This window comes from Micromonospora sp. NPDC048986, assembly GCF_040649335.1.
GTDB classification, from domain to species: Bacteria; Actinomycetota; Actinomycetes; order Mycobacteriales; family Micromonosporaceae; genus Micromonospora; species Micromonospora alfalfae.
The window spans coordinates 465,035-478,546 of sequence record NZ_JBEZFJ010000002.1 but is presented as its reverse complement, the minus strand read 5'-3'; the positions used below and the strand labels follow the sequence as shown (position 1 = coordinate 478,546).

The following is a 13,512-nucleotide window of genomic DNA, read 5'->3' as shown; positions in this document are numbered from 1 at the left end:
TGGCCTGGCCGACGATCACCGCGCGGATCGCGGGGCCGCAGCCTGCCCGCGCTTGGCCCGCTGGATCTGGTCGTAGACGTGCGTCCGCAATTCCGTGAAACGGGGCAGAGCGCGGGTCGTGATCTGATCGCGCTCCGGCGGCAGGTCGATCGCGAGGTCCTCCTGGACCCAGGTCGGCGACGTGGACAATACTAGAACCCGCTGACCGAGATACACCGACTCGTCGATGTCGTGGGTGACGAAGACAACCGAGATGGTGCGGCTGGCGTGCAGCTCGCGGACCAGGTCTTCCAGGTCGGCCCGGGTCTGCGCGTCGACGGCGGCGAACGGTTCGTCCATGATCAGGACGTCGGGCTGGTAGGCGATCGCCCGCGCGATCGCCACCCGCTGTTGCATCCCCCCGGAGAGCTGCCACGGGTGGCTTCGCGCGGCGTGCGCGAGGCCCACCGCCTCAAGGGCGTCGGCGACCAGCTTGTCCCGGGCCGCGCGGGTGAGCTTCTTGTGCCGCAGTGGCAGCTCGACGTTCCCGCGCACCGTCAGCCAGGGGTAGAGGCTGCGACCGTACTCCTGGAACACGACGGCCATGGCCGGGCTGGGCCCGGTCACCGGCGAGCCGTCCATCTCGACCACGCCGCTGGTGGGCCGCAGCAGGCCGGCGAGGCACTTCAGCAGGGTGGTCTTGCCGCAACCGGACGGCCCGACGATGCAGACGAGCTCACCGGCGTCCATGGTGAAGCTGATGTCCCCGATCGCCTCGACGCTGCCCGTCGCCGACTCGTAGACCTTCCGCAGGTGCTCCACCCGCAGCATCGTGCTCCGGTCAGGCACGGTTGACCTCCCTGATTCCGTGGTACCAGCGCAGAACACGCCGTTCGACGAGACCGAAAGCTACGGCGAGGAAGATGCCGACGAGACCGAGGAGGAGGATGCCACTCCACATCTCGGCGATCAGGTAGTTGCGCTGGAAGTAGGCGATCCGGTAGCCGAGGCCGGAGGAGGAGGCGAACATCTCGGAGATGACCATCAGGATCAGCGCCACCGAGAGGGCCTGTCGGACCCCGGCCATGATCCGTGGGCTGGCGGCGGGGAGCACGAGGAACCAGAGCCGCTCCCACCAGGTGACCTGAAACGATTGCGCGGTCTCCGTCATGACGCTGTCGGTCCCCCGGACACCCTCGATCGTGTTCAGCAGGATCGGCCAGATCGCGCCGGAGACGATCACGACGACCTTCATGGTGTCGGTGATCCCGAGCAGGAGCATCACCACCGGAATCAGCACCGGTGGCGGGATGGCCCGGAGGAACTCCAGCACCGGTTCGAGGAGTTCGCGCAACCAGCGGGTCAGGCCGATGACGGTGCCGGCGGCGATGCCGAGCACTATCGATCCGGCGACACCGAGGCCGAGGCGGGCGAGGCTGGGCAGCACGTCCTCGACGAACGCCGGGCCGATCCAGGTGTCCCGGAAAGCCTCGGCGATCGTCAACGGGTCGGGGAAGAACCGACTCGTCGTCCTCGTCGCCACCAGACCCCAGAGCACCAGCAGCAGCGTCGGCAACCCCAACGGGTAGAGCAGGCTCGCCGCGATCCGGGATCCGACCGTCCGGCCGCGTGCCGTGGTGGCGATCCGCCCGGTGTACGAGGTCACAACGGCTCCTCTCCTCGTACCGACTGGTGCCACGACAGCACCCGACGCTCGATGAACCGGAAGACGATGTTCACAGTGAGCCCGAGCAGGCCGGTGACCACTACCAGCGCGTACAGGCCGGCGGCGTCTCCGGCGGACCGGGACAGCTCGATCATGCGCCCGAGGCCGGGGTTACCGATCACCATCTCCGCGGTGATGGCGAGGATGAGCGCCACCGCCGCCGCCAGGCGCAGGCCCGTCATGAGGTACGGCAGGGTGGTGGGCAGGACGAGGAGCGACAACTGTTCCCACCGGGTCAGACCGAAACTGCGGGCGGTGTCGCGGGCCACCGCGTCGACGTCCGCGACGCCGTAGATCACCTGCACGAACACCTGCCAGAACGACGCGTAGATGATGATGACGAGGGCGGCCTGGCGCTGGATGCCGAACATCAGCACGGCGAGCGGGATGAGGGCGACCGACGGGATCGGTCGCAGGAACTCGACCATCGTGTGCGTCGCGCGCCGCAGGAACGGCACCAACCCGACGACAGCGCCGAGGACGACGGCGGCGACCGTCGCCACCGTCAGGCCGATCGCCCAGGACGTCATGGTGCTGCCCAGCCGCCGCCAGAACGCGAGGTCGACGAGCTGTTCGAACAGCCGCGCCAGCACGTCCGTCACATACGGCAGATACAGCGGGTTGACCAGGCCCAGCGTCGGGATCAGCTGCCAGACGACGAGGAACCCGGTCAGGCCGACGACGCCCAGCATCGCTTTGCGTAACGCGCGCAGGTGTCGGGTGGGGAACACACGCATGTCACTCCCGTCGTCAGGCGGGCGGCGAGGCCCCTTCCCGGTCCCGGGGGTCGGGAGGGCGGGATCGCGCCAGCTACTGCTGCTGGATGAGACGGTCGAAGTTGGGTTGCTTGTCGAGAACCTTGTACTTCTGCGCGAGCTCGGCGAGCGTCTGCAGGCTCGACCGGTCGATCTGCCAACCGAAGGCCGGCAGCCGCACCGACTCGGCCACCGGTGGCGGCAGTTCCAGGTTGTCCTTGATGGCCTGCCGCAGTGATGTCTCGTTGGCGGGGTCCTTGGCCCACTCCAGCGTCTTCTTCATCGCCGCGGTGAAGTCCTCGACCAGCTTGGCGTCCTTCTCGGTGCGTTCCTTTGTGGTGATTGTGGTGAGCGTGGTCAGGCCCGGCACCACCGCCTGGTAGGGCGCGACGATGAAGGTGTCGCCGCGGGTCTTCAGTTGGGTGACGAAGGGCTCCGGCACCCAGGCGGCGTCGATGTTGCCGGATTCGAGTTGGGCCGGGGCGTCCGGGAAGGCGACCTCGACGAACTTGATTGTCGCCGGGTCACCGCCGTCCTTCTCGACCGCCGCCATGATCGTCACGTCGCCGGCCGCGCCGAGACTGTTGACCGAGACTCGTTTGCCGGCGAGGTCGGCCGGTCGTTTGATGCCGGATTTCGCCGAGGCGACAACGGCGTTGATGTCGTCGCCGTCGGCGTACGAGGAGGCGTAGTTGCCGATGATGACGACGCCGAGATCCCGCAGGTCGGCCCGGAACGGGCCGAAGGGCTGGCCGATCGCGAAGTCGATGTCGCCGTTGAGGAGTGCCGGAATGGCCTGCGCGCCGCCCTGGGCGGGCAGCACCTCGACCTGGAGCCCGCGCTCGGCGAAGAGGCCCGCCTTGACGCCGGCCCAGAGCGCGGCGGTCTCGGTGATGGGCAGCGCCGCGACCCGGACCTTGCGCAGGTCGCCGGAGGGCTGGTCGGACGGTTTGGACGCGTCGGAGTCGGTACATCCGGTGAGGGCGATCGCGGTAGCAGCGATCAGCCCGAGAGCCATGACCTTCTTCATTGACGAGGCCCTTCCTGGGCGGGGTGGTGGGTGCGTCGGAAGTCGGCGGATGCCTCGGATCTGCAGGTGAACTACCGCTGCGTGGGGGCGCACGCCGCTGTGTTGGCCATGGTCAGTCACCCCGGCATCGAAAGTCAATAATTTCTGACGCCCGTCATGAATAAGTTGAACAACGCTCTGCTGTGGAGGCGTCGCACCGGCTTGCGCTCAGACCTCGGGTAGGCCCACATAGTTCTCGGACAGGCTCCTGGCGTACGCCTCGGAGGTGGCGACGTACCTCAGCGTGGCGGTCTGCAGCTTCGTCTCGTACGGGTCGCCGCGCTCCAGCCGGTGCAGCATCGAGGTCATCCACCAGGAGAAGTGCTGGGCCCGCCAGACCCGGCGCAACGCCGTGGCCGAGTAGGCATCCAGCAGATCGGTGCGACCCCCGTCGTACCACGCGGCGAACGCGTCCCCGAGCAGCGCGACGTCGGCGAGGGCGAGGTTCATGCCCTTCGCGCCGGTGGGTGGGACGATGTGCACGGCGTCCCCGGCCAGGAACAACCGCTCCCACCGCATCGGCTCGACCACGAAGCTGCGCATCCCGGTGATGGACTTCTCCAGGATCGGCCCCTCGTTGAGCGACCATCCCGGCACCGTCTCCAAGCGGGCCCGCAGCTCCGTCCAGATCCGCTCGTCCGGCCACGCGGCGATGTCCTCGTCCGGCGCGACCTGTAGGTACAGCCGGGAAATCTCGGGGGAGCGCATGCTGTAGAGGGCAAAGCCCCGTTCGTGGTTGGCGTAGATGAGTTCGTCCACCGCCGGCGCCGCGGCGGCGAGGACACCCAACCAGGCGAACGGGTACGCCCGCTCGTAGGTGGTCAGCTCCCCCTCGGGCACCGCGCCCCGGCTCACCCCGTGGAAGCCGTCGCAGCCGGCCACGAAGTCGCAGCGCAACTCTTCGTCACGCCCGTCGCGTCGAAAGTGGACGACCGGCGAGTCCGAGTCGAGGCCGTCCAGGCGTACCGCGTCGGCCTCGAAGAGGATCGAACCGCCGGCCGCGAGTCGGGCGGCGATCAGGTCCTTGACCACCTCCTGCTGCCCGTAGACGGTGATCGCCCGTCCGGTCAGATCCGCCATCGGCACCCGGTGCGACTCCCCGGCGAAGCGCAGCTCGATGCCCTCGTGGCGCAGCCCCTCCCGTAGCAGCCGCTCACCCACACCGCTGCGGCAGAGCAGGTCGACCGAGCCCTGTTCGAGGACGCCCGCCCGCAGCCGGTGCTCGACGTGGTCGCGGCTGCGGCTCTCCAGCACCACCGACTCGATTCCGCGCAGGTGCAGCAGGTGCGACAACATGAGCCCGGCCGGCCCGGCACCGACGATGCCGACCTGGGTACGCATTCCCGGCATGCTCCTGTCCTCCCGGTGTCAGAACGGATACCGCGTGATGGCGCCCTGCACGGTGAGCCACTGGGTCTCGGTGAACGCCTCGACGTTCGCCGCGGCCCCACCGAACCGGGAGCCGGTGCCGGACGCCCCCACCCCACCGAACGGCGCCACCGCCTCGTCGCTCACCGTCTGATCGTTGATGTGCACGATCCCGCTGGGGATCCGGTCGGCGAGGGCCATCGCCCTCATCACGTCGCGGCCCAGGATGCCCAGCGACAGGCCGTACTCGGTCTGCCGGGCCAACCGCACAGCCTCGTCGTGGTCGGCGAAGGTGATCACCGGCGCGACCGGGCCGAAGACCTCCTGGGCGTACGCCGGGGTGGCGGGGGTGACGTCGGTGAGCACCGTGGGCCGATAGAACAGCCCCTCGTACGTGCCCCCGGCGGCCAGTCGGGCACCCGCGTCGACGCTCGCCGTGACCAGCGCGTGGACCTTGTCGCGCTGGCGCTCGTCGATGATCGGCCCGAGCGCCACCTGCTCCTTCGCCGGGTCGCCGACCGGCAGGTGGTTCGCCTTCTCCGCCAGCCGCTCGACGTACCGTTCGGACAGGCTCTCGTGCACCAGGTGTCGGCCGGTGGTCATGCAGATCTGGCCCTGGTGCAGGAACGACCCCCAGGCGCCGGCGGAGACCGCGAGGTCCAGATCGGCGTCGTCGAGCACGATCAGCGCCGAGTTGCCACCGAGTTCGAGGTGCGCGCGTTTGAGGTGGCGTGCTGCCGCCTCGCCGACCCTGCGGCCGGCAGCGCTCGACCCGGTGAAGCTGATCACCCGTATGTTCGGGTCGGCCACCAGCGCCTCCCCGACCTCGACCCCGCCGGGAAGGACGTGCAGCAGCCCGTCGGGCAGGCCGGCCTCCTCGAAGACCCGGGCGATCGAGACACCGCCGCAGACCGCGGTGCGCGGGTCGGGCTTGAGCACCACGGCGTTGCCCAGCGCCAGGGCCGGGGCGACGGAACGGGTGGCCAGGATGAGTGGGAAGTTGAACGGCGCGATGACTCCGACGACGCCGACGGGCAATCGGCGAGCCAGGCTGAGCCGCTGTTGCGCGCTCGGGATGATCTCGCCGAGCGGGTGTGAGGCCAGCGAGGCCGCCTCGTAGCACTCCTGCGCCGCGGTGTCGGTCTCGACGCCGGCCTTGGGTGGGACGGACCCGGCCTCCCGCACGATCCAGTCGCCGATCTCGGCGGCGTACCGCTCGAACAGGTGCCCGGCCCGGCGCAGCACCGCTGCCCGCTCGACGTAGCCGGTGGCGGCCCAGGCGCGCTGGGCGACGGCGGCGCGAGCGCAGGCGCGCGTCACGTCCTCGGCGTTCGCCACGCCGACCTGGCCGATCTCCTCGCCGGTGGCGGGGGATCGCACGGGTGCCGTGCCGCCGGCCGGTTCCACCCAGCCGTCGCTGTGCAGGGTGCCCTGCCAGGTCGTGACGTCCAGCAGTGTCATGGCGGTCCTCCTCGGAGCGTGGGGCCGGGTGGGCTGGTCCCGGGGTGACCGGGCGGACTTCCGCTCACGAAGGGCCCGGAGGTGTTCGCGTACCGAACGGCCGTTCTCTTCATGAACGTTGGCACGTGGTCCGGCTCGCGTCAACGCATCGCCCGGCGTGATTGTCGAGCACTGTGGACGGCGGTCCGGCCTGTCGTTGACGGATGTCGTTCCCCGTCGTACGTTCGAGATGAGTACGGCAGTCCGCATAGCGAACGGCTGGCGGCAGCACGGTCCGGGCAGGAGGCGGGGAGGCCCATGGCGAAGCTCGTCTCGTTGACCGACGGCGTGGCGGACCTGGTCCGCGACGGCGACGTGGTGGCCCTGGAAGGGTTCACGCACCTCATTCCGTTCGCCGCCGGTCACGAGATCATCCGCCAGGGGCGGCAGGATCTGACCCTCGTGCGGATGACCCCCGACGTCATCTACGACCAGCTGATCGGGGCGGGCTGCGCCCGTCGCCTCGTCTTCTCCTGGGGTGGCAACCCCGGCGTCGGGTCGCTGCACCGCTTCCGGGACGCCGTGCAGCACGCCTGGCCACGTCCACTGGAACTGGAAGAGCACAGTCACGCGGGCATGGCCAACCGGTACGTCGCCGGGGCGTCCGGGCTGCCGTTCGCCGTCCTGCGCGGCTACACCGGCACCGACCTGCCCGGGCACACCACCAACATCCGGCCCATCACCTGCCCGTTCACCGGCGAGACGCTGACCGCCGTCCCCGCCCTGCGTCCGGACGTGACGGTGGTGCACGCCCAGCGCGCCGACCGGAACGGCAACGTGCAGATGTGGGGCATCACCGGGGTGCAGAAGGAGGCGGTGCTCGCCGCCCACCGGTCACTGGTCACCGTCGAGGAGATCGTGGACGAGTTGGCACCCGTACCCGGACAGGTGGTCCTGCCCGGCTGGGCGGTCACCGCGGTGGCCGAGGTGCCCGGAGGCGCGCACCCCTCCTACGCCCACGGCTACTCGGTGCGGGACAACGACTACTACCGGGACTGGGACGCCGTCAGCCGGCACCGCGACACCTTCCGCGCCTGGCTTGACGAGCACGTGCACAGGGCTGGGGCGGCGGCGTGACCGACGAGACCACGATGACCAGCTGGACCGCTGACGAGATGATGACAGTCGCCGCCGCGCGGCAACTGCGTGACGGCGCCGTCTGCTTCGTCGGGATCGGGCTGCCCAGCACCGCGGCGAATCTCGCCCGGGCGAGCCACGCCCCGAACCTGGTGCTGATCTACGAATCCGGGTGCCTCGGTGCGAAGCCGGACCGGCTACCGCTCTCCATCGGAGACGGGATCCTCGCCGACACCGCTGACGCTGTCGTCTCGGTGCCCGAGGTGTTCAACTACTGGCTCCAGCCCGGCCGGATCGACGTGGGCTTCCTCGGCGCCGCGCAGCTCGACCGCTACGGCAACATCAACACCACTGTCGTCGGCGGCGACTACGACGCCCCGACGGTCCGGCTGCCCGGCGCCGGTGGCGCCCCGGAGATCGCCGCCTCCTGCGGCGAGGTCGTGGTGATCGTCCGGCAGGACCTGCGGACGTTCACCGAACGGGTCGACTTCGTCACCTCGGTCGGGTACGGCACGGGCCCGGGCCACCGGGAGCGACTCGGTCTGCGGGGCGGAGGCCCCCGAGCGGTGATCACCGACCTCGGTGTCCTCGCGCCCGACCCGGTCACCTGCGAACTCACACTGACCCACCTGCACCCCGGGGTGACCAGGGAGCAGGCGCGGGCGGCCACCGGCTGGAACCTCGCCGTCGCCGAGGGCCTGGCCACCGGTGCGCCGCCGACGGCCCGCGAACTCGCGGTGCTGCGGGCGCTGGAGGCGACGAAGTCCGACGGGAGACGACAATGACCACCCAGAACACCCGGGCCGGCGGCGCGCTGGTGCTGCCGCGCTACCGGCGCGACGACGTCGACGCCCACCCGCCTCTGCTCAGCCCCGGCTACAAGTCCACAGTGGCGCGAGCGCCGAGACACCCACTGGTCCACCTGCCGCAGCGGCTGACCGAGGTCACCGGGCCGTTGCTGGGGGAGGGGCGGCTCGGTGCGCTCGACCACGACCTGACCCGCCAGCACGACGGTGAGCCGCAGGGACAGCGGATCATCGTGCACGGGCGGGTCCGCGACGGTGACGGCCGACCGGTGCCCCACACGCTGGTCGAAATCTGGCAGGCCAACGCCGCCGGTCGGTACCGCGACGCACGGGACACCTGGCCGGCGCCGCTCGACCCCCACTTCGAGGGGGTGGGCCGGGCGCTCACCGACGACCAGGGGCGCTACCGGTTCATCACGGTGCAGCCCGGCGCCTACCCCTGGCGTAACCACGACAACGCCTGGCGGCCGGCGCACATCCACTTCTCCCTCTTCGGTCGCGCGTTCACCCAGCGGCTGGTGACGCAGATGTACTTCCCGGGCGACCCGCTCTTCTTCCAGGACCCGATCTTCAACTCGGTCCGCGACCCGAAGGCCCGGGAACGGATGATCGCCCGGTACGACCACGCCAGCACCGCACCGGAGTGGGCGCTGGCGTACGAGTTCGACATCGTGCTGCGCGGCCGGGAGAGCACCCCTTTCGAGGACGAGGACGACGATGAGTGAGCAGTTGGGCGTCATGCCCGCGCAGACCGTCGGGCCGTACCTGCACATCGGCCTGCGCTGGCCCGACGGTCCGTACGTGGTGCCCGAGGGCACGCCGGGCGCGTTCTGGATCAGCGGTCGGATCGTCGACGGCACCGGGACACCGGTGGTCGACGCGATGGTGGAGAGCTGGCAGGCCGACCCGGACGGCCGGTTCGACCATCCGGACGACCCTCGGGGCGCTCGGCCGCCAGCGCTCGCGGGCTTTCGCGGATTCGGGCGGAGCGAGACCGACGGTCAGGGGTGGTACCGGCTGTTGACCGTCAAACCCGGTGCGCTGCCCGAGCCGGACGGCGGCACCGAGGCCCCCCACCTGACCCTGTCGGTCTTCGGGCGCGGGCTGCTGCACCGCCTCGTCACCCGGCTCTACTTCCCCGACGAGTCGACGGCGAACGCCGCCGACCCCGTGCTGAGCAGCGTCGACACCGACCGCCGGGGCACCCTGCTGGCGAGTCCCGCCGCAGACGGGTTCCGGTTCGACATCCACCTTCAGGGCGACAATGAGACCGTCTTCTTCGCCCTCTGAGAGACTGCTCGGCGGCCTCTCCGGCACCCCGGATGTCGACGCGGAACTCAGCGACCCGGCAGTGCTCCAGGCGATGCTCGACGTGGAGGCGGCGCTCGCCCGGGCCGCGGCGGACGCCGGCATCGTGCCCGTGCCGGCGGCCGAGGCGATCGCCGAGCGGTGCCGCGCCGAGCGGTACGACCCGGCCGCGCTGGGCCGGGCCGCCGACGCCACCGGCAACCCGGTCGTCCCGCTCGTGGAAGAGCTGACCGCCGCCGTGCCGGAGCACGCGCGAGCCTGGGTGCATTCCGGAGCGACCAGCCAGGATGTGCTGGACACCGCGCTGGTCCTGGTGGCCGTGCGGGCGCTCGGGCCGCTGCTGGCTCACCTCGACGCCGCCGTGGACGCCGCGGCCCGGCTGGCCGACGCCCACCGGGACACCGTGATGGTCGCCCGGACACTCGGGCAGCAGGCGGCGCCCAGCACCTTCGGGCTCAAGGCCGCCGGCTGGTTGACCGGTCTCGTCCAGGCCGGGGACCGACTGCGTCAGGTCCGCGCCGCACAGCCCGCGCAACTGGGTGGTGCGGTCGGCACCCTGGCGGCGTTCGGCCCGGCCGGCGTCGAGATCACCGAGCGGTTCGCCGCGCACCTGGGCCTCCCGGCCAGCCCGCTGCCCTGGCACACCCGCCGTCAACCCTGGCTCGACCTGGCCGCCGCCCTCGGTGGGCTCCTGGTGGCCGCCGGCAAGATCGCGCTCGACGTCGGGTTGCTCGCCCAGAACGAGGTGGGTGAGGTCGCCGAGGGCGGCGCCGGACGAGGCGGCTCCTCGGCGATGCCACACAAGCGCAACCCGGTGGACTCGATCCTCGTCACCGCCGCGGCGCGACGCGGTCCGGGTCTCGTCGCCACACTGTTCGCCACGGCGGTGCAGGAGCACGAGCGGGCCGCGGGCGGCTGGCACGCCGAGTGGGAGCCGCTCCTTGATCTGCTGCACGTGACCGGTGGCGCCACCGCCCGGTGCGCCCGCCTGCTGACCGGGCTCCAGGTCCGTCCGGAGCGGATGCGGGAGAACCTCGACGCGACCGGCGGCCTCCTGCTCGCCGAGGCGGTCGCCGCGCGCCTGGCACCCGCCGTCGGTCGCCGCGTCGCACACGATCTGGTGACCCGCGCCGCCGCCGAACCCTCGTTCCGCGCCGCGCTGCTCGCCGACCCCGAGGTCCGTGCCCACCTGTCCGACACGGAGCTGGCCGAGGCGCTCGACCCGTACCGCTGGCTCGGCTCGGCCGGCCGGTTCGTCGACAGTGCCCTCGCCGCCGTCCGGGGAGCCGGCGGATGACCACCCGGTTGCATCTCAGCGTCGATGGCCCGGCCGCCGCGCCGGTGCTGCTGCTGGGCAGTTCTCTCGGCACCGTCGCCGCGATGTGGGAACCCCAGGTGTCGGCGCTCGCCCAACGGTTCCGGGTCATCCGATACGACCACCTGGGCCACGGCCGCTCGGCGGTGCCGCCCGGGCCGTACACGCTGGACCTGCTGGGCCGGGAGCTGCTGCGGACGCTGGACGACCTCGACGTGCCGTGGGTGCACTACGCGGGGTTGTCCCTCGGGGGCATGGTGGGCATGTGGCTCGCCACGTACGCGCCCGAGCGGGTGCGGCGGCTGGCGCTGCTCTGCACGTCGGCGTCGCTCGGCCCACCCGAGCAGTGGCGGGCACGAGCCGCCACGGTCCGGGCCGACGGAATGCCGGCGATCGCCGACGCGGTGGTGGCCCGCTGGTTCACCACGGCTTTCGCCGCCGCCCGGCCGGAGGTGGTCGCCACCCACCGCGCCATGCTGACCGAGACGCCGTCGGCCGGCTACGCCGCGTGCTGCGAGGCGATAGCCGCGATGGACCTCCGACCCGACCTCGGCCGGGTGGGCGCGCCGACGCTCGTCATCGCCGGCGCGGACGACCCGGCCACCCCGGTGGAGCACGCCCGCGAGATCGTGGGGCGCATCCCACGGGCCCGGCTGGCGGTGGTCGACGCGGCGGCGCACCTGGCCAACGTCGAGCAACCCGAGCAGGTGTGCCGCCTCCTGTTGGCGCACTTCCACGAGGGACGAGGTGACGCGTGAACGACAGCGAGCGGCACGAGGCGGGCATGACGGTACGTCGACAGGTGCTGGGTGACGCCCACGTGGACCGCGCGGTCGCCGGCACTGACGAATTCACCGCCGACTTCCAGGACTTCATCACCCGCTACGCCTGGGGGGAGGTGTGGAGCCGGCCGGGCCTCGACCGACGGACCCGTAGCTGCGTCACCCTCGCCGTGCTCGCCACCCTGCGCCACGACGAGGAGTTGGCGATGCATGTCCGGGCCGCGCTGCGCAACGGGCTCAGCCCGGAGGAGGTGGCGGAGGTCCTGCTCCAGGTCGGCGTCTACGCTGGTGTACCGGCGGCGAACCGGGCGTTCACTGTGGCCCGGGAGACCCTGCGGCAGGAGGGCGGGTGAGCGTGAGCGAGGAGGCGACGAGGTCGCCGGAGTTCGTTCAGTCGCTGGAGCGCGGCCTCGCGGTGATCAGGGCGTTCGACGGCGAACATCCGCAGCTCACGCTCAGCGAGGTGGCCAGGCGGACCGGGTTGACCCGGGCCGCGGCGCGCCGGTTCCTGCTCACCCTGGTCGAGTTGGGCTACGTGCACACCGACGGCCGGCTCTTCTCGCTGCGGGCCCGGATCCTCGAACTCGGCTACGCCTACCTGTCCAGCCTGAGCCTGCCCGAGGTCGCGCAGCGGCACATGGAGGCGCTGGTCGCGCAGGTGCACGAGTCCTGCTCGGTGTCGGTGCTCGACGGCGACGAGGTGGTCTACGTCGCCCGCGTGCCCACCAAGCGGATCATGACCGTGGGGATCAGCGTCGGCACCCGGTTTCCCGCGTACGCCACCTCCATGGGCCGGGTGCTGCTCGCCGCGCAACCGGTGGAGTGGCTGGACGACTACCTCGCCACCGCGCAGCTGCGGCCGCTGACCCGGCGTACCGTCACCGACCCGGCCAAGCTGCGCGCCGTCCTGACGAAGATCGCCGTTCAGGGGTACGCCATCGTGGACCAGGAGTTGGAGGAGGGGCTGCGTTCGGTGGCCGCGCCGATCCACGGCGAGAACGGGTCGGTGATCGCCGCGGTGAACGTCTCCGCGCACGCCAGCCGGGGGTCCTTCGAGATGATCCGTCGAGAGCTGCTCCCGCCGCTGCTGGCCGCCGCGAAGCGGATCGAGGAGGACATCCGGGGCGGCCTGAGCCGGTCACCGACTGCCGACGGGCTCGGGCTCAGCTCGGCTTGAGGGCCGGCGCGGTGACGACCCGCGCCGGACGACGCAGGTACCACTCAGCCACCGCAAGGTTGATCAACCAGCCGGCGACCACCAGCCCGGCCCGGAGGTTCCCGTCGGGCTGCTCGCCGGTCGCGATGAGGTACGGCGCGTGGGTGAACGCCTGGGTGCCGGCGCCGAGGCCGATCGCGTAGCCGCGCACCATCCACCTGCGGTGCCGGGCGATGTCCCGGCGGAGCACGGCGGCGAGACCGACCAGGATCGAGCCGGCCATGGCCGAGCCGAAGACGAGCCGCATACCGGCGAGCACGTCGTTGTCATGGGCCGGCAGATCGTACGCGAAGGCCATCCACAGCCCGGTGAACGCGACAGTCAGCCCACAGGGGACGAGCACCCGGCCGGCCCGGCGGTGCCAGCCCTGCCGGCGCAGACGGGGTACGAACTGGAACGCGCCGAGGATCGTGTACACCACCGCGCCGACGATGTGCAGCACCACCGGCAGCGGATCGGCGACGAAGCGCGCGTTCGCCGCGGTGACCTCAGCTCCGCTGCCCAGCTCGGTGAGCCGCCCCGCGCCGGCGAGCATCGGTATCAGGCCCAGCAGGATCAACGCGGCCGGTAGCCGCCACTCGCGCATCGTCATGCCATCGATGGTGGACGCC

General features: G+C 71.3%; 15 protein-coding genes. 8 read left to right on the top strand and 7 right to left on the bottom strand.

The annotated features are described in order from the left end of the window. Positions 1–15: 15 nt before the first annotated feature. The 6 genes from AB0B94_RS07190 to AB0B94_RS07165 all read right to left on the bottom strand — a co-directional run bounded on the left by AB0B94_RS07190 (position 16) and on the right by AB0B94_RS07165 (position 6,358). The gene (locus AB0B94_RS07190) at positions 16–828 is read right to left on the bottom strand and encodes an ABC transporter ATP-binding protein (RefSeq protein WP_357269522.1); all 813 of its coding nucleotides are present in this window, start codon (positions 826–828) and stop codon (positions 16–18) included. Then, positions 821–1,645: an ABC transporter permease gene (locus AB0B94_RS07185; RefSeq protein WP_357269519.1), complete on the bottom strand. Its 825-nt coding sequence runs from the start codon at positions 1,643–1,645 to the stop codon at positions 821–823. The genes AB0B94_RS07190 and AB0B94_RS07185 overlap by 8 nt, the downstream gene beginning before the upstream one ends. Then, complete coding sequence (locus tag AB0B94_RS07180) at positions 1,642–2,442, bottom strand: ABC transporter permease subunit (protein WP_357269516.1); 801 nt, start codon at positions 2,440–2,442, stop codon at positions 1,642–1,644. Before AB0B94_RS07180 ends, AB0B94_RS07185 begins: the two co-directional genes overlap by 4 nt. A 73-nt stretch (positions 2,443–2,515) precedes the next feature. Next, positions 2,516–3,490 carry an ABC transporter substrate-binding protein gene (locus tag AB0B94_RS07175; protein WP_357269513.1) on the bottom strand — a complete coding sequence of 325 codons (975 nt, stop codon included), beginning with the start codon at positions 3,488–3,490 and terminating at the stop codon, positions 2,516–2,518. Between the two features lie 207 nt (positions 3,491–3,697). After that, the gene (locus AB0B94_RS07170; protein ID WP_357269510.1) at positions 3,698–4,879 is read right to left on the bottom strand and encodes a 4-hydroxybenzoate 3-monooxygenase; all 1,182 of its coding nucleotides are present in this window, start codon (positions 4,877–4,879) and stop codon (positions 3,698–3,700) included. Positions 4,880–4,897: 18 nt separating this feature from the next. Further along, positions 4,898–6,358, bottom strand: a complete 1,461-nt coding sequence (locus AB0B94_RS07165; protein ID WP_357269507.1) for a benzaldehyde dehydrogenase — start codon at positions 6,356–6,358, stop codon at positions 4,898–4,900. A 297-nt stretch (positions 6,359–6,655) separates the two neighbouring features. Between AB0B94_RS07165 and AB0B94_RS07160 the strand changes: the two genes are divergently transcribed. The 8 genes from AB0B94_RS07160 to AB0B94_RS07125 are packed head-to-tail and all read left to right on the top strand — an operon-like array spanning position 6,656 to position 12,862. Continuing rightward, a complete protein-coding gene (locus AB0B94_RS07160) occupies positions 6,656–7,474 on the top strand; it encodes a CoA-transferase (protein WP_357269504.1) in 819 nt (272 codons plus the stop codon). A 14-nt stretch (positions 7,475–7,488) separates the two neighbouring features. Continuing rightward, positions 7,489–8,259, top strand: coding sequence for a CoA-transferase (locus AB0B94_RS07155; RefSeq protein ID WP_357269907.1), 771 nt, complete (start codon positions 7,489–7,491; stop codon positions 8,257–8,259). Beyond that, positions 8,256–9,005 carry a protocatechuate 3,4-dioxygenase subunit beta gene (gene pcaH / locus AB0B94_RS07150; RefSeq protein ID WP_357269501.1) on the top strand — a complete coding sequence of 250 codons (750 nt, stop codon included), beginning with the start codon at positions 8,256–8,258 and terminating at the stop codon, positions 9,003–9,005. The genes AB0B94_RS07155 and pcaH overlap by 4 nt, the downstream gene beginning before the upstream one ends. Beyond that, the gene (gene pcaG, locus AB0B94_RS07145; protein WP_357269498.1) at positions 8,998–9,570 is read left to right on the top strand and encodes a protocatechuate 3,4-dioxygenase subunit alpha; all 573 of its coding nucleotides are present in this window, start codon (positions 8,998–9,000) and stop codon (positions 9,568–9,570) included. Before pcaH ends, pcaG begins: the two co-directional genes overlap by 8 nt. After that, the gene (gene pcaB / locus AB0B94_RS07140) at positions 9,545–10,885 is read left to right on the top strand and encodes a 3-carboxy-cis,cis-muconate cycloisomerase (protein WP_357269495.1); all 1,341 of its coding nucleotides are present in this window, start codon (positions 9,545–9,547) and stop codon (positions 10,883–10,885) included. The genes pcaG and pcaB overlap by 26 nt, the downstream gene beginning before the upstream one ends. Continuing rightward, positions 10,882–11,661, top strand: a complete 780-nt coding sequence (pcaD, locus tag AB0B94_RS07135) for a 3-oxoadipate enol-lactonase (protein ID WP_357269492.1) — start codon at positions 10,882–10,884, stop codon at positions 11,659–11,661. The genes pcaB and pcaD overlap by 4 nt, the downstream gene beginning before the upstream one ends. Further along, positions 11,658–12,038 (top strand): 4-carboxymuconolactone decarboxylase, encoded by a 381-nt coding sequence (gene pcaC / locus AB0B94_RS07130; protein WP_238667896.1) that lies wholly within the window; start codon positions 11,658–11,660, stop codon positions 12,036–12,038. Before pcaD ends, pcaC begins: the two co-directional genes overlap by 4 nt. After that, a complete protein-coding gene (locus AB0B94_RS07125; protein ID WP_357269489.1) occupies positions 12,035–12,862 on the top strand; it encodes an IclR family transcriptional regulator in 828 nt (275 codons plus the stop codon). The genes pcaC and AB0B94_RS07125 overlap by 4 nt, the downstream gene beginning before the upstream one ends. On the opposite strand, the gene AB0B94_RS07120 is transcribed toward AB0B94_RS07125, so the two are convergent. Then, positions 12,849–13,493 carry a DUF2306 domain-containing protein gene (locus AB0B94_RS07120; RefSeq protein ID WP_357269485.1) on the bottom strand — a complete coding sequence of 215 codons (645 nt, stop codon included), beginning with the start codon at positions 13,491–13,493 and terminating at the stop codon, positions 12,849–12,851. The two genes, AB0B94_RS07125 and AB0B94_RS07120, sit on opposite strands and share 14 nt — an antisense overlap. Positions 13,494–13,512 lie beyond the last annotated feature (19 nt).